The following is a 20,542-nucleotide window of genomic DNA, read 5'->3' on the forward strand; positions in this document are numbered from 1 at the left end:
CAGCCCTCGATACTGAAGTTTCGGGGGCGTCATGCACGACCAGTTTTTCAATTACGTTCTGCTTGCCGGATTGGCAATCGGTCTGCTGTGGGCGGCTTTCACCGACCTCAGGACCCGGACAATCGGCAACAAGCTGAACCTGGTCATTGCGGCCGGAGCGCCGCTGTTCTGGTGGGAGACCGGTTTGTCGCTCTGGCCGGGCGTTGCCATCCAGATCGGTCTGGCAGCCGCAACATTTGCGATCTGCTGCCTCTTCTTTGCCGTGCGCCAGATGGGCGGGGGCGACGTCAAACTCCTGACTGCCCTGGCTCTGTGGTTCCCGCCGACGAACTTTGCACTCCTCGTGATCATCATGGCGATGGCTGGCTGGGTGCTCACGCTTGCCATGGGCATGTGGGGCGTTGCGCATTCACGCGTCGTCGGCCGCAAGCCCATTCGCGATACCTTCCTGCTTGGGGCGTGCACCCTTGTCGCACTCAATTTCGCCAGTGCCGTTCTGGGCGGTCCCAAGCTGGCCCTGCCCGATGCATTGATCGAGCCCATAGCCACGAACGGCGCGGTTTCCCTGCTGGTCGCAATGGTGCCGGTCGCGATCCTCGCTTTCGTCACGCTGGCGTCGATCCGAATCATTCGCCGTCACGATCAGCAGCCGCGGATTCCATATGGTCTGGCAATCGCCATCGCCGGACTGTGGGTGGCCGGCGGCGGCTTCATCACAGAATTTTCACAGGCCGGATTCGGCTGAAAACCCGATCTTAACCATTCGGGGTTTAGAGACAGAAACCATAGCTGCCCGCACCTTAAATCAAGCGGGCCATATGAGGGGGCTTAATAGCCATGGATAGGAAGAAGCTGGTACTGCTGGTTGGTGCGCTGATCGTTGCGATCGGCACTGCGCTTGTTGCCCGCAGCATGTTCGCAGGAGCCTCGGCTCCAGAGGCCAACGCCGCGGCACAGGTCGAAGCCAACGGTCCCAAGGTCCTGGTGGCGCAACGCGCGTTGCCGACCGGTACCATCATCACTGCCGATGCAATCGGTTTCCAGCTTTGGCCGGAACAACTGGTGCAGGACGCATACTTCCTCGATGGCGAGGCGGATCTGGCCAAGCTGATCGGCACTGTTGTCCGTCACCCGATCACAGCAGGCGAGCCGGTTACGCAAGGTTCACTGGTGAGCCCGGGCGATGCAGGATTCCTTGCGGCAGCCCTTACTCCTGGCATGCGTGCCATCACCGTTCCCGTTGATGCGAAAAGCGGCGTTGCCGGCTTCGTATTCCCGGGCGACCGTGTGGACATGGTCCTCACCCAGTCGGTGCAGGGCGATAACGGCACATCGTTGAAGGCGTCGGAAACCATCCTTCGTAACCTTCGCGTGCTGGCAACCGACCAGTCGACCACGCAGGAAACCATCGACGGCGTTACGCAGGTCAAGGCGTTCCGCACGGTCACCATGGAAGTCACTCCCGTGATCGCCGAAAAGGTCGCCGTCGCACAGACGATCGGTACGCTGAGCCTGGCTCTGCGCGCTATCGCTGATACCGAAGGCGAACTCGAGCGTGCTCTTGCCAAGGGCGATATCAGCATCCCCGACGATGCGACGCCCGAAGAAGAAGAACGTATCCTTCGCAATGCCCTGGGACGTCCGGACGATGCTCGCGGCACCTTTGTGACCGGCGGTGATGTCTCGCGCTTCCAGCGCAGCACCATGCCGGCTCAGGGCGGCGGCGGCGGCGCTCGCCAGCAGGCGCCAGCTCCGGCGAGCGACGGCGGCACGACTGCCACGGTCGCCCGGCCCAGCGGTCCGCTGGTTCGTGTAACGCGCGGCAAGGCTACCGAAGCGGTACCCGTTTCCGCACAGTCGCTCCGTTAAGATTAATCAAGCTTAGGAAGCCATTCAGGGGGCAATTCCATGAAACGTCGTCTCTCCACAAAACTGCTGCTTGCCGGCCTGGCGCTTGCGCCTCTGGCAGCATCCCCGACGACCACGGCTACGGCCCAGTCGGTCGTCAGCCCTAGCCAGGACATCGTCCTTTCGATTGGCCGCGGCGAGCTTATCAACGTGCCCGGCACCATGGCCGACGTGTTCATCTCGAACGAAAACGTCGCCGATGTGCAGGTGAAATCGCAGCGCCAGCTGTACCTGTTCGGCAAATCAGGCGGTGAAACCACCGTTTATGCCAGTAACGCTCGCGGTGACATCATCTGGTCGGCCAATGTTCGCGTAGGCTCGAACATCGACAGCGTCGATCAGATGCTGGCTCTCGCGATGCCGCAGGCGCAGATCAACGTCGCCACGATGGGCACCAACACGGTGCTTCTGACCGGCACGGTTGCTGCTCCTGAAGACGCTGCGGAGGCACAAGCCCTCGTAGAAGCCTTCGTGGGCGACGAGACGAACGTCATCAGCCGCCTGCGCATGGCTACGCCGCTGCAGGTCAACCTTCAGGTCCGCATCGCAGAGGTCAGCCGTTCGGTTGTCCGTACTATCGGTGCGAACCTCGCCTCGATCGATGCGACCAACGGGTTCCGCGTCGGTGTCGGCACCGGGTTCGATCAAGGCATCCCGCAATACGGAGCCAACAGCCCCGGCGGTTTCGGTGTCGGTTTCGACACTGGAGGTTCCGGAACTTCTGTCGTTCCGATGGCAGATGCGGGCACGCGGCTCGGATTTACCGGCAACTTGCTTGGTCTGGACATCCTCTCGGCGCTCGATCTTGCGGAAACGCAGGGCCTGGTGACAACGTTGTCGCAGCCAAACCTGACCGCACTTTCGGGTGAAACTGCCGAGTTTCTCGCTGGCGGCGAATTTCCGATCCCGCTCAGCCAGGGCCTCGGAACTACGACGATCGAATACAAGAACTACGGCGTAAGCCTTGCTTACACCCCCACGGTTCTCTCGAACGGCCGTATTTCGATCCGCGTGCGGCCCGAAGTTTCGGAGCTCTCTTCCCAGGGCGCCATCACGATCGAAGGGTTCCGCGTTCCCGGCCTGATTACACGCCGTGCCGAAACCACCGTCGAACTGGGTTCTGGCCAGAGCTTCATGATCGCTGGCCTGCTGTCGAATTCTTCGCAGAACCAGATCGAGAAGGCTCCTGGCCTCGGTGATATCCCGGTCTTGGGCAACCTGTTCCGATCGACCGATTATCGTAAGGGCGAAACCGAGCTCGTGATCGTGGTCACGCCCTATCTGGTCAAGCCGGTCAACGCGAACGACATCCGTCTTCCGACCGATGGCTACCTGAAACCGACCGAACTCCAGCGCACGCTTGGTTTCTCGGAAGCTGATGGCCAATCAGGTGGTCTTGGCCGCCCGGTCCCGACCGTCCGCAACTCCGGCAACACTGCGCCGCAGATCTCGTACCAGGGATCGGACAAGAACGAACAAGTGGCCATGCCTAACGAGGCTCGCCGCGATGAGAAGACTGCGGCTGCCAAGCCCGGCTTCAGCTTCGAATAAGGGGACGAAAGATGCACACGAATATGAAACGCAAGCTTTCCGCTTCGCTCGCAGCTTCGCTTGCCCTCGCACTGGGTGCCTGCGGCAGCACGAACATGGACAACCGCTCGCTTTACAGCGTGAAGCAGCCGGTGGTTGAGCGCTCGAACTACACGCTCGACGTCAGTACCAATGCTGATGGCCTGCCCGTATCCGAACAGCAGCGTCTGGCCGAATGGTTTGAAAGCATGGACCTTCGTTATGGCGACCGCGTTGCCATCGAAGACGCCACCAATTCGACTGCACTGCGTGAAGACGTGGCAGCTCTGGCATCTCGGTACGGTATCCTTCTTGCTGAAGGCACGCCGGTCACTTCCGGCTACTCCGAACCTGGCCAGGCACGTGTCGTTCTCACGCGCTCGACCGCTTCGGTCCCGGGTTGCCCCGATTGGTCGCACACGGCCGAGCGGAATTACGACAACTCGACCAATCCCAACTACGGATGCGCTACCAACAGCAATCTCGCTGCGATGGTCGCCAATCCGGAAGACCTGATCAAGGGCCAGCAGGGCACTGGCGAGACCATCGTCACGACCTCGACGAAAGCCATCCGGGCCTATCGGGACGCAGAGCCGACCGGTGCCGGCGGCCTGCCTGAAATCAGCACGACCGAAGGAGTGGAGTAAGTCATGAGCGCTTCCTTGAAAACGAGCATGCCCGGCAATCGCGATCCGTTCGCAGCATATCTGTGCGACGAGACAGCGCTGGACGTCCTGCGCCCGGTCGTTATCGAGCTCGGCTGGCAGCCTGAAAAATGCAACAAGGGCGGTCTGCGCAATGCGATCCAGTCCCTGTCGGTTTCGGCTAGCCCGAACATCCTGATGGTCGACCTGTCGGAAAGCGGAGATCCGCTCAACGACATCAACGCCCTGGCCGAAGTCTGCGAACCCGGCACGGTCGTTATCGCCATCGGGCAGGTCAATGACGTGCGTCTTTACCGCGACCTCCTTGCGAGCGGCATTCACGATTACCTGCTCAAGCCGCTCTCGGCTTCGGTCCTGCGCGATTCGCTGAATGCGGCGCAGGCAGTGTTCACTGCCCCGCGCGGCGGCGAAAGCGATCAGGTCAAGCGTCACATTTCCACGGCGGTTGTCGGAACACGCGGCGGCGTTGGTGCCTCCACCATCGCGACTTCGCTGGCATGGATCTACGCCGAGCAGCACATGCCGACGGCTCTGCTTGATCTCGACGTGCATTTCGGGGTCGGCGCACTGACACTGGATCTGGAACCGGGCCGCGGCCTGACCGACGCAATCGATAACCCCAGCCGCATCGACGGCCTGTTTATCGAACGCGCCATGATCCGTGCGAATGACAATCTGGCGATCCTGTCGGCAGAAGCACCCATCAACGCGCCCTTGATGACCGACGGTTCGGCATTCCTGCAACTGCAGGAAGAATTCCGTCACGCATTCGAGATGACGCTGGTGGATATGCCGCGCAACATGCTGATCAACTTCCCGCACTTGCTGAACGATGTGAACGTCGTGACGCTGGTAACGGAAATGACGCTGGCTTCGGCACGCGATACGATCCGCATCCTGTCCTGGCTCAAGACCAATGCTGCGCACGCCACTCCGGTGATCGTGGCCAACAAGGTCCAGCCGGGTGCCGCGGAAATCAGCAAGGCCGATTTCGAAGCCTCGATTGAGCGCGCGATCGATATCACGATCCCGTCCGACCAGAAGGCTGCCGCGAACGCTGCGAAACTGGGCAAGACCTTTGTCGATGCCAATGCATCGAGCAAGGCGTCGGCGAGCATCAAGCAGCTTTCGACCCGTATCATCGGGCTTGGAGACGAAGAAAGCGATGAAGCCGCTGAAGTGGCTTCGGGCAAGAAGTCCCTCCTCGGCAGCTTCGACATCAAGTCACTGCTGGCGAAGAAGGACAAGGTCGAGGCATCGGCCGAATAAGCACGCGGAGAGCAGGGACCGCGCGACGCGCGGCCCTTCCCTTCCGGGCGCATACTCAAGATTGAGCGACGGGGACGGAACGAGATGAATAATTTGCTCCAGATCATGCTACTTGCTGGCGGCGTCCTTGCGCTGCTCGTCATCGGGTACATGGCGTTCACCGGACCTGATGCTGCGAAAGCCGGACACCGCCGCCTTCAGCAACTACGCTTCCGTCACTCGGAAAGCACCGACACCAAGGTCGAATCGCAGCTGAAAAAGGCCATTGCGGCCCGCAAGCCCAAACAGTTCAAACGGGCTGGGTCGGGTTCACGCCTCGAAGCGCTGGCTATCCGCCTGGATCGTACAGGCAAAGGCTGGACGTTGAGCCAATATGCCTATGCATCGCTGGGCATCACGCTTGGCATCGCCATCATCATGTTCCTCAAGAGCGGTTCGCTGCCGCTGTCGTTCGGAATTGGCCTGTTTTTTGGACTGGGCATCCCGCACTTTGTCGTCAATCGCACGATCAAGAAGCGTACCAACCAGTTCAACTCGAAATTTCCCGACGCGATCGAACTTCTCGTCCGCGGCCTTCGCTCGGGCCTTCCGGTGACCGAAACTCTCGGCGTGGTGGCGCAGGAAGTTCCCGGGCCTGTAGGTCAGGAATTCCGCGGCATTGTCGAGCGCACGAAGATCGGTCGGACGATGGAGGATGCCCTCCAACAGACCGCTGACCGTCTGGGAATACCGGAATTCAACTTCTTCTGCATCACTCTCGCAATCCAGCGCGAAACGGGCGGCAACTTGGCAGAAACCCTGTCGAACCTGTCAGACGTGCTCCGCAAGCGCGCGCAGATGAAGCTCAAGATCCGCGCGATGAGCTCGGAATCCAAAGCATCGGCTTACATAGTCGGCGCCCTCCCGTTCATCGTCTTTGGCATGATCTGGTGGATCAACCCGACCTACGTCGGCGCATTCTTCGAAGACGATCGCCTGATCGTTATCGGACTGGGCGGTCTGGTGTGGATGAGCATCGGGGCGTTCATCATGTCCAAGATGGTCAGTTTCGAAATCTAAGGCACGAGGAAGAGATATCATGGAACCCGTAAGCGGCCCTACCCTCCTCGGCTTCGACGTCATTCTCGTCGGCTCGATCCTTGCCGGGATCGCAGCAATGGCCGTGTTCATCGCGATCTATTCCGCGGTCACAATCAGGGATCCCATGGCGAAACGCGTCCGAGCACTTGAAGGTCGCCGTGAAGAATTGAAGCTCGGCCTCGTCACAACCAGCGCGAAGAAACGTCAGAGCCTGGTTCGCAAGACCGACACGACCGACAAGATCAAGGATACGCTGGGCAACCTCAAGGTTCTGCAGCAGAGCCAGGTCGAAGACATGCAGCAAAAGCTGGCCTGGGCCGGCTATCGAAACAAGGAAGTCGCGGTCGTCCTGATCGGTCTTCGGATGGTCCTCCCAATCCTCCTGGGCGGGTTTGCATTCGTCATGCTCTATCTGGTCGAGATCTATCCTGATTGGCAATATAAGCGCGTAGCCGCGCTCGCGTTCGTCGTGTTCATGGGATACAAGGGGCCCGAAATCGTCCTCAAGAACAAGGCGAACAAGCGTACCGATGCAATCCGCAAGGGTCTGCCCGATGCACTCGATCTACTCGTCATCTGCGCGGAAGCTGGTCTTACCGTGGACGCCGCGTTCAACCGCGTCGCCAAGGAACTGGGCCGGGCTTATCCGGAACTGGGCGAAGAATTCACCCTTACGGCAATCGAGCTATCGTTCCTGAACGAACGTAAGCAGGCGTTCGATCACCTGGCCTACCGCGTCAATCTCGAGGCTGTTCAGGGCGTGGTGACTACGATGGTCCAGACCGAACGCTATGGTACTCCGCTCGCCAGCGCCTTGCGCGTCCTGTCGGCCGAATTCCGTAACGAGCGTATGATGCGCGCAGAAGAGAAGGCCGCGCGTCTTCCCGCCATCATGACCGTTCCGCTGATCCTGTTCATCCTGCCCGTGTTGTTCGTGGTCATCCTCGGCCCGGCGGGTTGTTCGATCGCCGACGCTTTCGCCAGCGGCGTGACGAGCGGCGGAGGCTGACAGGCAACAATAACTGCCCTTGCGGGTCGTATGTGAGAAAGCCTGGTCGGCTATTTAGTCGGCCAGGCTTTCTGCGTCGAAGTCTCCGGCGTTATCCCTGACCCGGGCCAGCATGTCGCGCATGGCGGCCTGTTCTTCCGGGGTCAGGACGGAGAACATCTCTTTCTCGATCTTCAGCGCGAGCGGCATAATGCCCGAATGTACGGCCTTGCCTTCTGTCGTGAGCGCGAGGAGGTGCGAGCGCCCGTCCTTCGCATTTGGCGTCCGTTCGGCGAGCCCCCTGCTTTCCAGCGTCTTGCAGGCGCGATTGACCGGCACCTTGTCCATCAGCGTGAGCTGCGACAGCTCGCGCTGGGTCAGCGGCCCGCTGTCGCCGAGCACCGCCATAATCCGCCACTCGGTCGTCTTGAGCGCGAAACGCTTGCGATACTGCTCCGCAATGCGTGTCGACACCGCATTGGACGCGACGGACAGCTGGTACGGCAGGAAATCGGCGAGGCGCTTGGCAGGGTGGCGAATGGGCATGAGGCGTTTCTAGGTATAGTGACGCGGTTGGCAAGGCCGTTGCGGGCGTAACTATCACATTTGCAACTACTCGTAGCCCGGCTCGTCCCACCAGGGATAGAAATCGGGCATGTTCTGCCCCACCGTATCGGGATATTCAGGTGGCCTTTTCTCCAGGAAGCTGGCGATGCCTTCTTTCGCATCCGCGCTCCGGCTGAGGCGGTAGATCGCGCGGCTGTCGATCCGGTGAGCGTCCATCGGATGCCCCCCCGCCCCGATCCGCCACAGCATCGCCCGGGTCATTGCAACCGACACAGCCGAGGTGTTGTCGGCGATCTCGCGTGCGAGACCGACCGCCGCATCCATTAACTCGCCCTGCGGATGCACCGAGCGCACCAACCCCCGGTCGAGCGCTTCGCCCGCATCGAACACCCGGCCTGTCATGCACCATTCCAGCGCGGTCTGCATTCCGACCAGCTTGGGCAGGAACCAGCTCGAGGCCGCTTCGGGCGTGATCCCGCGCCTCGCGAACACGAACCCGAACCGCGCGTTGTCGCTGGCGAGGCGGATGTCGAATGGCAACTGCATCGTCGCCCCCACGCCCACCGCCACGCCGTTGCAGGCCCCGATCAGCGGCTTCTTGGAGTTGAACAGCCGCAGCGTCAGCCGCCCGCCGCCATCGCGCACCCGCTCGTCAGACAGGTCATCGACCGGATTGGGATCGGAGAACACATGCCCCCCGCCTTCCGGCGTCAGGTCGGCACCGGCGCAGAAGGCACGTTCGCCCTCGCCCGTCACGATCACCGCGCGCACGCTGTCGTCGGCATCGGTCACGTCGAGCGCGTCGATGAACTCGGCCATCATGGTGCGGGTGAAGGCATTCATCTTCTCGGGCCGGTGCAGCGTCACGGTGGCAATACCGTCGGCGATGTCGAGCTTGATCTGCGTGTAGGAGCTCATTTGGATTCCCTCTTGGTCGGTCCATCTGGATGGAACACATGGAACACGGTCTTGCCCGAAAAGCAAAGCGTCCCTCTGCCGGGACAAGCGGGATCGGAATTGAGCTGAGAGCGGTTTTGCATCTCTTGCGGCCTCTAAGCCACTGCCGCAAAGTAGGAAATCCTGCGGCGCAAAAGTTCCGATTCCAGGAAAAAATACTCTCTGGAACAGCGCGGCATCGAGGCCCGTTGAGGAAGAGTATTTTTCATTAAGCAACGCCAGGATACCTCCATGTCACAGATCGAAACCTGTAATCCCGCCACGCGAGAATCAGTCGAAACCTACGACCTGATGTCGAAGGACGAGGCGTTCGCTAAAATTGACGCTGCGCACGAGGCGTTCGAGGAATGGCGCGCGCGCAGCCATGAAGACCGGGCCGAGGTGCTGCGGGAAATTGCAAAAGTCCTGCGCGCAAACACCGACCGCATCAGTGAACTGATGACCCGGGAAACCGGCAAGCTGATCCGCGACGGAAAGACCGAAGTCGAGATTTGTGCGCGCATTTTCGAATACACCGCGGACAATGGACCCTCCCAGCTCGCCGACGAAGAGCGTAAGCATTCCGGCGGCAAGAAGCGCGGCATCGTGACCTATTCGCCGATCGGCGTGATCTATTCGATCCAGCCGTGGAATTTCCCGTTCTACCAGCCGGTGCGCGTACTTGCCGCCAATGCGATGGCAGGCAACGCCTGCATTCTCAAGCACGCCTCCATCTGCACGGGAAGCGGCCTGCTGCTGCGCGATTTGTGCCTGGAGGCAGGATTGCCGAAGGGGTTGTTCGACGTTGTGCTGGTGGGCCACGACCTGTCCGATGAAATCATCGCGCACGGCAAGGTTCGCGCCGTTACCATGACAGGCAGCGATGGTGCCGGACGCCACATCGGCACCAAGGCGACCGAGGCGTTGAAGAAGACCGTTCTCGAGCTGGGATCGAACGATGCCTACATCGTGCTTGAAGATGCCGATCTCGAACTGGCGGTAAAAACCTGCGTCCAAGGGCGCCTCTACAACAATGGCGAAACCTGCGTTTCAGCCAAGCGGTTCATTGTGACCGATGCGGTCTATGACGAGTTCGTGAGTGCATTTGTCGACCAGATGAAAGCCATCACGATGGGTGACCCCACCGCCGAAGACACGCAGCTTGGGCCAGTTTCCAGCAAGGAGCAGTTCGACACATTGGTCGAACAGGTGGGCAAGAGCGTGGCAGGCGGCGCAACACTGCTGTGCGGCGGCGATCCCGAGGAAGACCCGAGCGGATGGTATTATCCTGCCACCGTGCTTGCCGACTGCAAGAAGGGCACGCCTGCCTATGACGATGAACTGTTCGGACCGGTAGCCTCTATCATCAGGGCCAAGGACGATGAAGACGCAATGCGGATCGCAAATGACAGCCGTTACGGTCTTGGCGGCGGCATTTTCACCAAGGACGAGGACAAGGCCATCCGGCTCGCACGTGACCATTTCGACACCGGGATGGTGCGCATCAATTCGTTCGGGGCAGCTGATCCGAACATGCCCTTCGGCGGTGTGAAAAATTCCGGATACGGCCGTGAACATGGCGGCTTCGGAATGAAGGAATTCGTGAACGCGAAAGCCATCTTCCTGCCCTGATAATTACAAGATTTACGGAGAATATCGCATGAAAATCTTAGTCGCCGGAGCTACCGGCAACACCGGCACTCGTCTCGTCCAAGAATTGTGCAACCGCGGCCACGAACCAGTCGCGCTCGTACGGTCTTCGTCGGACACCAGCCAATTGCCCGAAGCCGCCGAACAACGCCTTGGCGATCTCACCGATCTGGATGACAGCGTGGCGCATGATTGCGAAGTGGTGATTTTCGCAGCCGGCTCCGGCGGCGATACCGACGCGGAAATGACCGACAAGGTCGACCGGGACGGCGCGATCCGTCTCATCGAGATAGCCGAAAAGTCCGATGTGCGGCGCTTCGTGATGTTAAGTTCTGTCGGCGCGGAGAATCCCGATCCCGACAGCGAACTGGCCCATTATCTCGAAGCCAAACATGCTGCTGACGAACGCCTGAAATCCAGCAGCATCGAATACGCGATCCTGCGCCCGGTCGCGCTCACCGATGACGATGCAACCGGCAGCGTGCGGCTGGGCGACGATGTCGATCCACAAGGCAAAGCCGCGCGCGGCGATGTCGCTGTCGTTTTGGCCAATGCAGCCGAAGACGACGCATGGAACGGCAAAGTAAGCCTTATGGAAACCATCAGCTAAGACCTTTTGCCGACAAGTAATTGCAGCATCACTCCCACTCGGGCGCTATGATCGGGTAATAGCTGCTCCCTACAATCTTCTGGTCGCGGCTGGCATTGCTGGCCGCGACGCAGATGGTGGTGCCGGAATAGTCACACCGTTCTATCAACGACTTTGATCGTTCGACCAGCGTCGCCAGCGCCGATGGACGCAATGATGTCAATGTGTTGAAACCAGATCCGGATTTGACGAGCGCAGTGGCGGGCATTGGAACCGCCTCGCTCGCATCAAACCGATAGGGGACCGCACATGACTTCGAATTTTTCAGGCGCACGTTTGCGCGTATCGACAATGGCTATGGCTGCAGCCCTGGCCGTATCGCTGACGGCCAGCCCGGCTGCGGCGCAGGAAACAATTGCCGCCACCCAGCAAACGCAAACCGATGCCGTATACGGCGTGCCCGCCTGGAATATCGACAGCACGGAACTTCCTGCGGATCCGGCGATCGTCTTTGGCCGCCTGGACAACGGCATGCGCTATGCTCTGCGGCCCAATGGCACGCCGCAAGGAGGCGCCTCGGTGCGCTTCTCTTTCGATGTCGGCAATCTGGAAGAAAGTGCCGCTGAGCGGACGGCTGCCCACTACATCGAGCACATGGCTTTCAACGGGTCGACCAACATTCCAGAAGGCGAACTGGTCGCCATGCTGGAACGGCTGGGGCTGGCCTTCGGCGCCGATACCAATGCAGAGACCTGGCCCGACCGCACCACCTACAAGCTCGACCTGCCCAAGACCGATGATGCCACGATCAATGCGGCAATGATGATCATGCGCGAAGTGGCCGGCGAACTGACCATTTCTGACGCAGCGGTAGAGCGTGAGCGCGGCATTATCATCTCCGAAGCGCAGGTTCGCAACGACCCACGGCTGCGGCGCGGAAGTGATTGGTTCACGCTGGCACTGCCCGAAAGCCGCCTTGGTCAGCGTATCGGCTCCGATGCAGAGGCAACGGCCACGATCAGTGCCGAGACGCTCCGCGATTTCTATCGCGCGTATTATCGTCCGCAAAATGCGACCCTGGTCGTGGTCGGGGACTTCGATGTTGCCGCGATGGAACAGCGCATCCGCGATGGTTTCTCCGACTGGCGCGGCACTGGAGAGCCGGGCGCTGACTATGTCGGCGCGGTCAACCCACCTGCCAAACCGCTGCTGGGACACTTTGCCGATCCGGCGGTGCCCGGCGTGATCGAATACCATCGCATGTCGCCGTTCACACCTGCGACGAACACTCTGGCCGAGCAGCGTGAAGAGCTGCTGAAAGCTATCGCGGGGCTGGCCATCACCAACCGCGTCAACACGCTGGCAAAGCAGCCCGATGCTGCCATGCTCGGCGGACAGGCATCAGCGCAAAAATTGTTCCAGGCCGCGCAAAGCTTCGGCCTGCTGGTGGTCACGAAAGACGATGACTGGCGCTCTGCGCTTTCATTGGCGGAGCAGGAAATGCGCCGCGCCGACGAATTCGGCTTTACGCAAAGCGAGATTGAAGAAGCCATGGCGCTGTTCGATTCCGCGCTGCGCAATGCTGCGGCACAGGCAGAAGGCCGCCCGAGCTCTGCGATCGCTGATGAGATCGCGCTGAGTTCGATCATGGACACAGTGGTCATGGCCCCGCAAGACACGCTGCAATTGTGGGAAGCCCTCAAACCGGCGATGACGGCGGACGCCGTGCACACCGCCTTCAAGGCGGCCTGGCAGGGCGGACCGACCGCTATCCACATTGCCACGAAGACCCCGATCGACAATTTCGACGCCGAGGTCGCCTCCGCTCTGGATGCAAGCCAGGCAATAGCGCTGACCGCGCCGGTCGAGGCGGTGACGGCGGACTTTGCCTATGACAGCTTCGGGGTGCCCGGAACGGTGGTATCGGATACGCGCATCGACGATCTCGGCATTCGCGCAGTACGCTTCGCCAACGGCGTCCAGCTCAACATGAAAGTGACCGATTTCAAGCCAGACAGCGTATCGCTGACCATGGAAATCGGTCAGGGCGCGAGCGCATTTCCGCAAGACAAGCCTGCCCTTGCAAACCTGATGCAAACCCTCCTTCCCGCAGACGGGTTCGCCGCTCATGACAGCGACGAAATGCGCCGCATCATTGCTGGCAGGAACGTCGTAATGGGGATGCGCGCTGCGCAGGACGCCCTGATCGCTTCGGGAACCACCACGCCGCAGGATCTGGAGTTCCAGCTCAAGCTTCTGGCTGCGCGTCTGACGGCAACTGGCTACCGCCCGGAAACGCAGTCCCAGTGGGAAGGACTTTCCCAGCTTCTGGCAACCAACACTGCAAACAATCCTATCCAGCTGTTCATCTCGGCGCTGAACTATATTCCCGCTGGCAATGACACGCGCTTTGGTTTCGACGATCCTGCGGCGCTAACACGCGTGTCGCTTGCGGATTTGAAGGCGGCGATTGAACCACAGTTGGCCTCTGGCTCGGTAGAGCTTGGCCTGGTCGGGGCGTTTGACGAAGATGCCGCGATTGCCGCCGTTGCCGCTACGCTCGGGGCGCTGACTGATCGGGCGGCTCCTGCACGGCCGCAGACAGTGCAGCCTGTCACGTTCACCGACGACCTGTCCCGGCGGACGCTCTTTCATGCGGGCGCGGCAGACCAAGGGCTGGTGGCCCTGCAATGGAAGACTGACGACGGCTCCGATGCCCGCTCTGATGCCACTCGCGAGCTTCTCGCTGCCATCTTCGGACTGCGCATGACCGATGTCGTGCGCGAGGAATTGGGCGCAACCTACACGCCTGAAGCCTTCTCCTATTCCTCGTACGATTATGATGGCTTCGGGCACATCACGGTGCTGGCCCCGTCAACGCCTGACAAGATGGATGTCGTGACGATGGCCGCGCGACAGATTGCTGCCGAACTGGCGTCAGGGACCATCTCGGAAGATGCGCTGCTCCGCGCCCGTCAGCCAATTGCAGAACGGCTCACTCGGGCAGAGCGGGATAACGATAGCTGGAGCAGCGTCGTTGCGACCGCACAGGCAGAGCCGGACCGCCTCGAACGGCGCCGGAATGCCGCGGATGTGCTGGCATCAATCACTATCGCCGATATCAGCGCGGCAGCGCGCGAGTATCTCAAGCCCGATGGCGCGCTGGAAATCCGCGTGATGCCGAAAGACGGGTCTGAATAAACAGCCTCCGATCGGGTCCGGACAATCCAAAAAAAGCCCCCGATGCGCGAAGCGCTCGGGGGCTTTTCATTTGGACCTCCAGCCGCTGCGGGCCGGCCGGCGATTAAGCCGCTGGCTTAACGCGGTGCCATGCGGATCGCGCCGTCGAGCCGGACGTCTTCACCGTTGAAGTAACCCGTCTCGATCATGCACATGGCGACGTTGGCGTATTCTGCAGGATAGCCGAGGCGCTTGGGGAACGGCACCGATGCAGCCAGCGCTTCCTTCACCTGCGGCGGAGCGGCATTCATCAGCGGGGTGTTGAAGATACCCGGCAGGATGGTGTTCACGCGGATGCCTTCGCGCATCAGGTCGCGTGCGATCGGCAAGGTCATGCCGACCACGCCGCCCTTCGATGCGGAATAGGCTGCCTGGCCCATCTGCCCGTCTTCGGCAGCAACCGATGCGGTGTTCACGATAGCCCCGCGGTCGCCGTCTTCGCTCAGCGGATCGAGAGTCATCATGCCCGCAGCCGACTTGGCGATGCAGCGGAAGGTGCCGATCAGGTTGACCTGGATCACGAAGTCGAACGCGCTGATCGGGAAATGCTTGATTTCGCCGGTCTGCTTGTCGCGGCTGGCGGTCTTGATCGCGTTGCCGATACCCGCGCAGTTTACCAGGATACGTTCCTGACCGTGGGCATCGCGCGCCTTGGCGAAACCGGCATCCACGTCTTCGTCGCTGGTCACGTTGACCTTGCAGAAGATGCCGCCGATGTCCTTGGCGACCGCTTCGCCCTTCTCTTCGTTCATGTCGAAGATGGCTACCTTGGCACCCTTTGCGGCAAGTGCGCGCGCGGTGGCTTCACCGAGGCCCGATGCGCCGCCGGTTACGACTGCGGGAGTGTTGCTACTGACTTCCATGGAATTTCCTCTCGAAATTAGAACTAGTTAAAGCGATTCGACGATGGTGACATTGGCGACGCCGCCGCCTTCGCACATCGTCTGCAAACCGTATTTCTTGCCGCGCGCCTTCAATGCATGAACGAGCGTGGCCATCAATTTTGTCCCGGATGCGCCCAGCGGATGGCCAAGCGCAATCGCACCGCCGTTCACATTGAGTCGGTCAGGATCGGCACCGGTATGCTTCATCCACGCGAGCGGGACCGGAGCGAAAGCTTCGTTCACCTCGAACAGGTCGATATCGCCAATGCTCATTCCGGCACGCTGGAGAGCGCGATCAGTCGCGAACAGCGGTTCTTCCAGCATGATCACCGGATCACCGGCCGTCACGGTCAGATTGTGGATGCGGGCCATCGGGGTGAGGCCATATTCCTTGAGCGCCCTTTCCGAAACCACCAGCACCGCGCTGGAGCCATCGCAAATCTGGCTGCTCGAAGCGGCGGTAATGGTGCCCTCGGGGCTCAGCAGCTTAACGCCGGAGATGCTTTCAAGCGTGGCGTCGAAGCGGATGCCTTCGTCCACGGTATGCATCTGCGTGCCTTCGGGGGTTTCGATCTCGACCGGCACGATTTCAGCCTCGAAAGCGCCGGAACGGGTGGCTTCGATCGCCTTCTGGTGGCTGGACAAGGCAAACCGGTCGAGATCGTCCTTGGTGAAGCCATGCTTCTTCACGATCATTTCCGCGCCCATGAACTGGGACCACTGGATGCCGGGGTATTTTTCCTCGAGGCCTGGCGACTTGTAGTTGCCCAGTCCCTCTTTCATGTGGAACATCGCCGTCGAGCCCATCGGCACCCGGCTCATGCTTTCGACGCCGCTGGCGATCACCACGTCCTGCGTCCCGCTCATAACCGCCTGCGCGGCGAACTGGATCGCCTGCTGGGATGATCCGCACTGGCGGTCGATGGTGACGGCGGGCACGCCTTCGCCGAGATGCTTGGCCGCGAGGACGGCGTTGCGTCCCACCTGCATCGCCTGTTCACCGCCCTGGCTGACGCAGCCCATGACCACATCGTCGACCACCTTGGTCTCAAGGCCGCTGCGTTCCATGATGGCATCGAGCGAGCGCGCCGCAAGGTCGACCGGATGCACACCGGCAAGCCTGCCGCCCCTTCTTCCGCCGGCGGTCCTGACGGCTTCGACGATATAGGCTTCGGGCATAATGGCTCTCTCCGGATTACAGTTTCAATTTGCCACGGGCTAAGGTCGCTTTCCGTTTACGTCAACTGCAATGCCGGACAGATGCGCTACTCTGGCCCTTCGGTGCGATCTGCCGCTTGCGTCCCTGCTCCGAGGCCGCGCCTAGTCGAGGCGGCGCACTTTTCCGGCATTCCTTCCGCCGACCGACGCCCGGAAGCTGCCCAGCGATGCTTTCTTGATCAGCACCTCGTCACCTTCCTTGTAACGCTGGGCCCCGTTCACGTTGCCGGTCTGCATCCACCGCGCGCCGTCTTCGAGCACGAACAGGTAACGTCCATTATCCATCCTGCTCACCCGGGCGAGCGTGGCGGTAAGCTGGTCAACGTCTTCCGAGCCATTGTCACTGGAAAAAATCCGCAGATTGGGAAGGTTCAATCCAAACAGGCCGCGCTTGGCTTCGGTGATCTCGCTCTGGTCCGTGATGACGAGGTCGCGCGTTTCATTTGCTGCGAAGACCCGTTCCACTTCCCGGTCGAAGCAGGCAAGGCGTTCTTCAGGATTCTCGATTGCACGGCAATTGAACAATTCCTCGACCACTTCAGGCGTCTTGAGCTTGTCCGAAGCACGGTCCTGCGCGGCAAGCGGCATCGGCAGGACGATTGCCGATATTACGAGCAGGCGAAGCGGTAGATGGGCCATTGAACATCCTTTCGGGAATTGTGGCACGAACGCGCCTTACACGGTTGCAAGGCCCCAAAACTGTGGCGAAAACTGCGCTTTTCGGCAAGTCGCGATGTGTTGCATGTGTGCTACACGAGGCGCCGAAATTCCTGTTTTCCCGCCGAATGCGTTTCATCCAGCCATCCATTAGGCGTAGGTCGGCTTCAGGGAACGTCTGTATGGCGGCTGGGGAGTTATCCAGTCACTCGCAGGCTTCACCCCACGCATTTGGTTGGAGGGACCAAACGCTTCGTTTCGACGCGGCAAATTTCATCCCTTCAATCGGCAACGCCTTCACCGCCCTGGTGGTGCGGGCAATTCATAAGGGTATGAAACCAGATGAAAAAATCTACGCAACTTCGCCTTAGTGCCGGTTCGCTTACCGTCGCTCTGGCCATGGTGGCGGCTCCGGCCTTCGCTCAGGACGCGGATGTCACTGTTGACACCACGGCTGAAGAAGAAGCGCCCCCGGCCATCATCGTCACGGGTACACGACTCAACGCCAACCCGAATCTCGAGAGCGCGGCTCCCGTTCTTTCGGTTTCGAGCGAGCAGATCGCTGCACGCGGTACGACACGTATCGAAGACCTCACCAACCAGCTGCCTTCGGTTTTCGCCGGTCAGGCCGGTGAAGTTTCGAACGGTGCCTCGGGTACTTCGACACTGAACCTTCGCGGCCTCGGCTCGGTCCGTACGCTCGTCCTCATCGACGGTCGTCGCCTGCCTTACGGTTCGTCGCAGATCTCGTCGGCCAACCTTGACCTTATCCCTTCGCAGCTTGTCGAACGTGTCGACATCCTGACGGGTGGTGCTTCGGCCGTTTACGGTTCGGACGCAGTCGGCGGTGTTGCCAACTTCATCCTCAAGCGTGACTTCGAAGGCGTCGAACTCGACGCGCAGGTCGGCTTCCAGCAGAACGGCAACGACCAGGACTTCTTCGAGAACGTCCTCGCAGCTGGCGGTCAGCCCATTCCTGATCCGGCACTTGACGGTCTCGAGTATGCTTTCACCGGCATCATCGGCACCAACACTGCCGACGGTCGCGGTAACGTAACGCTGTACGCCAACTACGAAAAGCGTGAGCAGGTTACCCAGGACAACCGTGCATTCTCGGCTTGTACCATCGGTAATTCGACCAGCGCGACCAGCTTCGGCGGCGCAGGTTGCGTTGGCTCGGCAAACTTCCGCCTCTTCGGCGGACCGGGTGGCTTTGCTTTCCAGGAAGAAGACGGCACGATCATTCCTTTCGCTGGCGGTCCCGCTCAGACCTACAACTTCGGTCAGCGTAACTTCTTCCAGCGTCCTTCAGAGCGTTTCACGCTTTACGCCAAGGGCTATTATGAACTGACCGACAACGTCGAAATGTTCATGGACCTGAGCTATGTCGACAACAGCTCGGATGCGCAGATCGCTGAAACCGCTTCGTTCGGTATCGGCGCGTATTCGATCAACTGCGACAACCCCTACATCCAGGGTACGCCAGGCCTCGCTCTGACCGACATCTTCGGTTGTACTGCCGACGATATCGCTGATGGCAACATCGTAAGCGGCATTTCCGCTTCGCACCGTAACATCGAAGGCGGACCGCGTAACTCGCGTCTCGACAACTCGGCGTTCCGTATCGTTGGCGGTTTCCGCGGCACCTTCGCCGACATCTGGGACTGGGAAGCTTTCGGTCAGTACGGCCAGACTTCCGACACTTCGGTTTCGACCAACGACTTCGTCGTTGCCAACCTGCAGCAGGCTTTCTTTGCTGTCGACGATGGCAACGGCAACGTTGTTTGTATCGACCAGAGCGGCGGTTGTGTTCCTTACAACCCGTTCCAGCGTAATGCCGATGGCACCACGCGTATCACCAGTGATCAGACCGACTTCATTCAGGGCGTCGGCATCATCATCGGTGAAACCAAGCAGCTCGTTCTGGGTGCCAACATCCAGGCTGACCTGGGTGAATATGGCTTCTCGTCGCCGTTCTCCGACGAAGGCGTCGCCTTCCTCGTTGGTGTCGAGTACCGCCAGGACAAACTGCAGTCGACTCCTGACGAAATCAGCCGGATCCCCGGTGGCGGTTTCACTGGCGTTGGCGGTGCAACCCTCCCGGTTGCCGGCCGTGTAGACGTTCATGAAATCTACACCGAGCTGCAGGTTCCTTTGATCACCGACCGTCCGTTCTTCGAAGAACTGGTTGTCGCTGGTCAGTACCGTCACTCAGAATACGAAGCTGAAGGTAACAACAGCACCAACTCGTTCGCTACGGATGCGTTCGGCGTACAGTTGAGCTGGAAGCCGATCGAGGACATCACGTTCCGCGGTCAGTTCCAGCGCGCCGTTCGTGCACCGAACGTCATCGAGCTGTACACCGGCCAGGACATCGGTCTTGCGAACCTCAACCAGCGTAGCTCGGGTCTTTACGATCCCTGTGCAACCGCAAATCCCGACGCATCGGCTGCTGCCTGTGCCAACACGGGTGTAACGGCTGGACAGTACGGCAACATCCTGGACGTCATTTCGGGCCAGACCGGTGCCATCACCGGCGGTAACCCGGACCTGATCCCGGAAAGCTCGGACACGTGGACGTTCGGTGCGGTCTTCCAGCCCACCTTTGCTCCGGGTCTGATCGTCTCGGTCGACTACTTCGACATCACCGTCGAAGATTACATCAGCGCAGGTATCGGTCAGCAGACCATTCTTGATAACTGCCTGGCGACCGGCGACTCCACGTTCTGTGACCTCCTGCAGCGTGACGCTCAGGGTTCGCTGAACTCGGCTCCGGGCGTTGGCTTCACGCTGACGAACGTCAACATCGCAGAACTGACCACTTCGGGCATCGACGGCCAGGTGGCCTATCGTCTGCCGCTTGGTGGCGGTGACCTGTCGCTCAACTATGCAGCAACATACCTGCTGTCGAACGACTTCATCCCCTTCCCGGGCGGTGATGCGATTGACTGCGTTGCTCAGCTGAACAACGACTGCGTCGTTCCGGTGAACCCGAAGTATCGTCATAACCTGACCATCGGTTGGGACGGCATCGCCGGCATCTCGCCGTCGCTGACATGGCGCTACTACGGCGGTACGGACAACGAAGAAGGCGCATCGCCTGAAATCGATGACCGTATGCCTGCAGTGAACTACCTTGACTTCACGCTCTTCGCGGACCTGACAGACTCGGTAACCCTGCGCGGCGGTGTGCTCAACTTCCTCAACGAGCAGCCCCCGGTCAGCTCGTCGTCGGGCGCTCCGCTCGGCAACGGCAACACCTTCCCGACCCTGTACGACACAGGTCGGACCTTCTTCGCCGGGATCAACTTCGAATTCTAAT

At 60.5% G+C, this 20,542-nt stretch carries 17 protein-coding genes; 11 read left to right on the top strand and 6 right to left on the bottom strand.

Annotated elements, in window-relative coordinates; translation table 11 throughout:
* Positions 1-31 precede the first annotated feature (31 nt).
* The 7 genes from K3166_RS09280 to K3166_RS09310 all read left to right on the top strand — a co-directional run bounded on the left by K3166_RS09280 (position 32) and on the right by K3166_RS09310 (position 7,500).
* Positions 32-745 (top strand): A24 family peptidase, encoded by a 714-nt coding sequence (locus K3166_RS09280; protein ID WP_221421979.1) that lies wholly within the window; start codon positions 32-34, stop codon positions 743-745.
* Between the two features lie 92 nt (positions 746-837).
* On the top strand, positions 838-1,869 hold the full coding sequence (gene cpaB / locus K3166_RS09285) for a Flp pilus assembly protein CpaB (RefSeq protein WP_221421980.1): 1,032 nt from the start codon (positions 838-840) through the stop codon (positions 1,867-1,869).
* A 39-nt stretch (positions 1,870-1,908) separates the two neighbouring features.
* Entirely contained in the window at positions 1,909-3,459 is a 1,551-nt protein-coding gene (locus K3166_RS09290) for a type II and III secretion system protein family protein (protein WP_221421981.1), read from the top strand.
* An 11-nt stretch (positions 3,460-3,470) separates the two neighbouring features.
* Positions 3,471-4,124, top strand: coding sequence for a CpaD family pilus assembly protein (locus K3166_RS09295; RefSeq protein WP_247714594.1), 654 nt, complete (start codon positions 3,471-3,473; stop codon positions 4,122-4,124).
* A 3-nt stretch (positions 4,125-4,127) separates the two neighbouring features.
* On the top strand, positions 4,128-5,411 hold the full coding sequence (locus K3166_RS09300) for a pilus assembly protein CpaE (protein ID WP_221421982.1): 1,284 nt from the start codon (positions 4,128-4,130) through the stop codon (positions 5,409-5,411).
* Between the two features lie 84 nt (positions 5,412-5,495).
* Positions 5,496-6,470, top strand: a complete 975-nt coding sequence (locus K3166_RS09305; protein WP_221421983.1) for a type II secretion system F family protein — start codon at positions 5,496-5,498, stop codon at positions 6,468-6,470.
* A 19-nt stretch (positions 6,471-6,489) separates the two neighbouring features.
* Positions 6,490-7,500 (top strand): type II secretion system F family protein, encoded by a 1,011-nt coding sequence (locus K3166_RS09310; RefSeq protein ID WP_425594559.1) that lies wholly within the window; start codon positions 6,490-6,492, stop codon positions 7,498-7,500.
* 54 nt (positions 7,501-7,554) lie between these two features.
* Here the strand turns inward: K3166_RS09310 and K3166_RS09315 are convergent, their stop codons facing one another.
* Entirely contained in the window at positions 7,555-8,025 is a 471-nt protein-coding gene (locus K3166_RS09315) for a MarR family winged helix-turn-helix transcriptional regulator (protein WP_221421984.1), read from the bottom strand.
* Positions 8,026-8,091: 66 nt separating this feature from the next.
* Positions 8,092-8,964 carry a crotonase/enoyl-CoA hydratase family protein gene (locus tag K3166_RS09320; protein ID WP_221421985.1) on the bottom strand — a complete coding sequence of 291 codons (873 nt, stop codon included), beginning with the start codon at positions 8,962-8,964 and terminating at the stop codon, positions 8,092-8,094.
* A 270-nt stretch (positions 8,965-9,234) separates the two neighbouring features.
* Here K3166_RS09320 and K3166_RS09325 point away from each other — a divergent pair, with 270 nt between their 5' ends.
* Together K3166_RS09325 and K3166_RS09330 are read left to right on the top strand one after the other, a co-directional pair.
* Positions 9,235-10,614 (top strand): NAD-dependent succinate-semialdehyde dehydrogenase, encoded by a 1,380-nt coding sequence (locus tag K3166_RS09325; protein ID WP_221421986.1) that lies wholly within the window; start codon positions 9,235-9,237, stop codon positions 10,612-10,614.
* 28 nt (positions 10,615-10,642) lie between these two features.
* A complete protein-coding gene (locus K3166_RS09330) occupies positions 10,643-11,242 on the top strand; it encodes an SDR family oxidoreductase (RefSeq protein ID WP_221421987.1) in 600 nt (199 codons plus the stop codon).
* 28 nt (positions 11,243-11,270) lie between these two features.
* Here the strand turns inward: K3166_RS09330 and K3166_RS09335 are convergent, their stop codons facing one another.
* Positions 11,271-11,489 carry a hypothetical protein gene (locus K3166_RS09335; RefSeq protein WP_221421988.1) on the bottom strand — a complete coding sequence of 73 codons (219 nt, stop codon included), beginning with the start codon at positions 11,487-11,489 and terminating at the stop codon, positions 11,271-11,273.
* Between the two features lie 41 nt (positions 11,490-11,530).
* Here K3166_RS09335 and K3166_RS09340 point away from each other — a divergent pair, with 41 nt between their 5' ends.
* Complete coding sequence (locus K3166_RS09340) at positions 11,531-14,422, top strand: M16 family metallopeptidase (protein ID WP_221421989.1); 2,892 nt, start codon at positions 11,531-11,533, stop codon at positions 14,420-14,422.
* A gap of 116 nt (positions 14,423-14,538) precedes the next feature.
* On the opposite strand, the gene K3166_RS09345 is transcribed toward K3166_RS09340, so the two are convergent.
* From K3166_RS09345 to K3166_RS09355, 3 genes are all read right to left on the bottom strand, one after another.
* A complete protein-coding gene (locus K3166_RS09345) occupies positions 14,539-15,324 on the bottom strand; it encodes an SDR family NAD(P)-dependent oxidoreductase (RefSeq protein ID WP_221421990.1) in 786 nt (261 codons plus the stop codon).
* Between the two features lie 27 nt (positions 15,325-15,351).
* A complete protein-coding gene (locus K3166_RS09350; RefSeq protein WP_221421991.1) occupies positions 15,352-16,524 on the bottom strand; it encodes an acetyl-CoA C-acetyltransferase in 1,173 nt (390 codons plus the stop codon).
* Positions 16,525-16,665: 141 nt separating this feature from the next.
* On the bottom strand, positions 16,666-17,202 hold the full coding sequence (locus tag K3166_RS09355) for a hypothetical protein (RefSeq protein WP_221421992.1): 537 nt from the start codon (positions 17,200-17,202) through the stop codon (positions 16,666-16,668).
* Between the two features lie 360 nt (positions 17,203-17,562).
* Here K3166_RS09355 and K3166_RS09360 point away from each other — a divergent pair, with 360 nt between their 5' ends.
* Entirely contained in the window at positions 17,563-20,541 is a 2,979-nt protein-coding gene (locus K3166_RS09360) for a TonB-dependent receptor domain-containing protein (protein WP_221421993.1), read from the top strand.
* Position 20,542 lies beyond the last annotated feature (1 nt).

The organism is Qipengyuania psychrotolerans (assembly GCF_019711355.1).
GTDB classification, from domain to species: domain Bacteria; phylum Pseudomonadota; class Alphaproteobacteria; order Sphingomonadales; family Sphingomonadaceae; genus Qipengyuania; species Qipengyuania psychrotolerans.

What these genes read in the sequence shown, in the direction of transcription:
- cpaB (WP_221421980.1), top strand. Translation starts at nt 838, where the DNA reads ATGGATAGGAAGAAGCTGGTACTGCTGGTTGGTGCGCTGATCGTTGCG.
- K3166_RS09335 (WP_221421988.1), bottom strand. Translation starts at nt 11,489, where the DNA reads ATGCCCGCCACTGCGCTCGTCAAATCCGGATCTGGTTTCAACACATTG.
- K3166_RS09340 (WP_221421989.1), top strand. Translation starts at nt 11,531, where the DNA reads ATGACTTCGAATTTTTCAGGCGCACGTTTGCGCGTATCGACAATGGCT.
- K3166_RS09305 (WP_221421983.1), top strand. Translation starts at nt 5,496, where the DNA reads ATGAATAATTTGCTCCAGATCATGCTACTTGCTGGCGGCGTCCTTGCG.
- K3166_RS09300 (WP_221421982.1), top strand. Translation starts at nt 4,128, where the DNA reads ATGAGCGCTTCCTTGAAAACGAGCATGCCCGGCAATCGCGATCCGTTC.
- K3166_RS09315 (WP_221421984.1), bottom strand. Translation starts at nt 8,025, where the DNA reads ATGCCCATTCGCCACCCTGCCAAGCGCCTCGCCGATTTCCTGCCGTAC.
- K3166_RS09310 (WP_425594559.1), top strand. Translation starts at nt 6,490, where the DNA reads ATGGAACCCGTAAGCGGCCCTACCCTCCTCGGCTTCGACGTCATTCTC.
- K3166_RS09280 (WP_221421979.1), top strand. Translation starts at nt 32, where the DNA reads ATGCACGACCAGTTTTTCAATTACGTTCTGCTTGCCGGATTGGCAATC.
- K3166_RS09330 (WP_221421987.1), top strand. Translation starts at nt 10,643, where the DNA reads ATGAAAATCTTAGTCGCCGGAGCTACCGGCAACACCGGCACTCGTCTC.
- K3166_RS09325 (WP_221421986.1), top strand. Translation starts at nt 9,235, where the DNA reads ATGTCACAGATCGAAACCTGTAATCCCGCCACGCGAGAATCAGTCGAA.
- K3166_RS09320 (WP_221421985.1), bottom strand. Translation starts at nt 8,964, where the DNA reads ATGAGCTCCTACACGCAGATCAAGCTCGACATCGCCGACGGTATTGCC.
- K3166_RS09345 (WP_221421990.1), bottom strand. Translation starts at nt 15,324, where the DNA reads ATGGAAGTCAGTAGCAACACTCCCGCAGTCGTAACCGGCGGCGCATCG.
- K3166_RS09355 (WP_221421992.1), bottom strand. Translation starts at nt 17,202, where the DNA reads ATGGCCCATCTACCGCTTCGCCTGCTCGTAATATCGGCAATCGTCCTG.
- K3166_RS09295 (WP_247714594.1), top strand. Translation starts at nt 3,471, where the DNA reads ATGCACACGAATATGAAACGCAAGCTTTCCGCTTCGCTCGCAGCTTCG.
- K3166_RS09360 (WP_221421993.1), top strand. Translation starts at nt 17,563, where the DNA reads ATGAAAAAATCTACGCAACTTCGCCTTAGTGCCGGTTCGCTTACCGTC.
- K3166_RS09350 (WP_221421991.1), bottom strand. Translation starts at nt 16,524, where the DNA reads ATGCCCGAAGCCTATATCGTCGAAGCCGTCAGGACCGCCGGCGGAAGA.
- K3166_RS09290 (WP_221421981.1), top strand. Translation starts at nt 1,909, where the DNA reads ATGAAACGTCGTCTCTCCACAAAACTGCTGCTTGCCGGCCTGGCGCTT.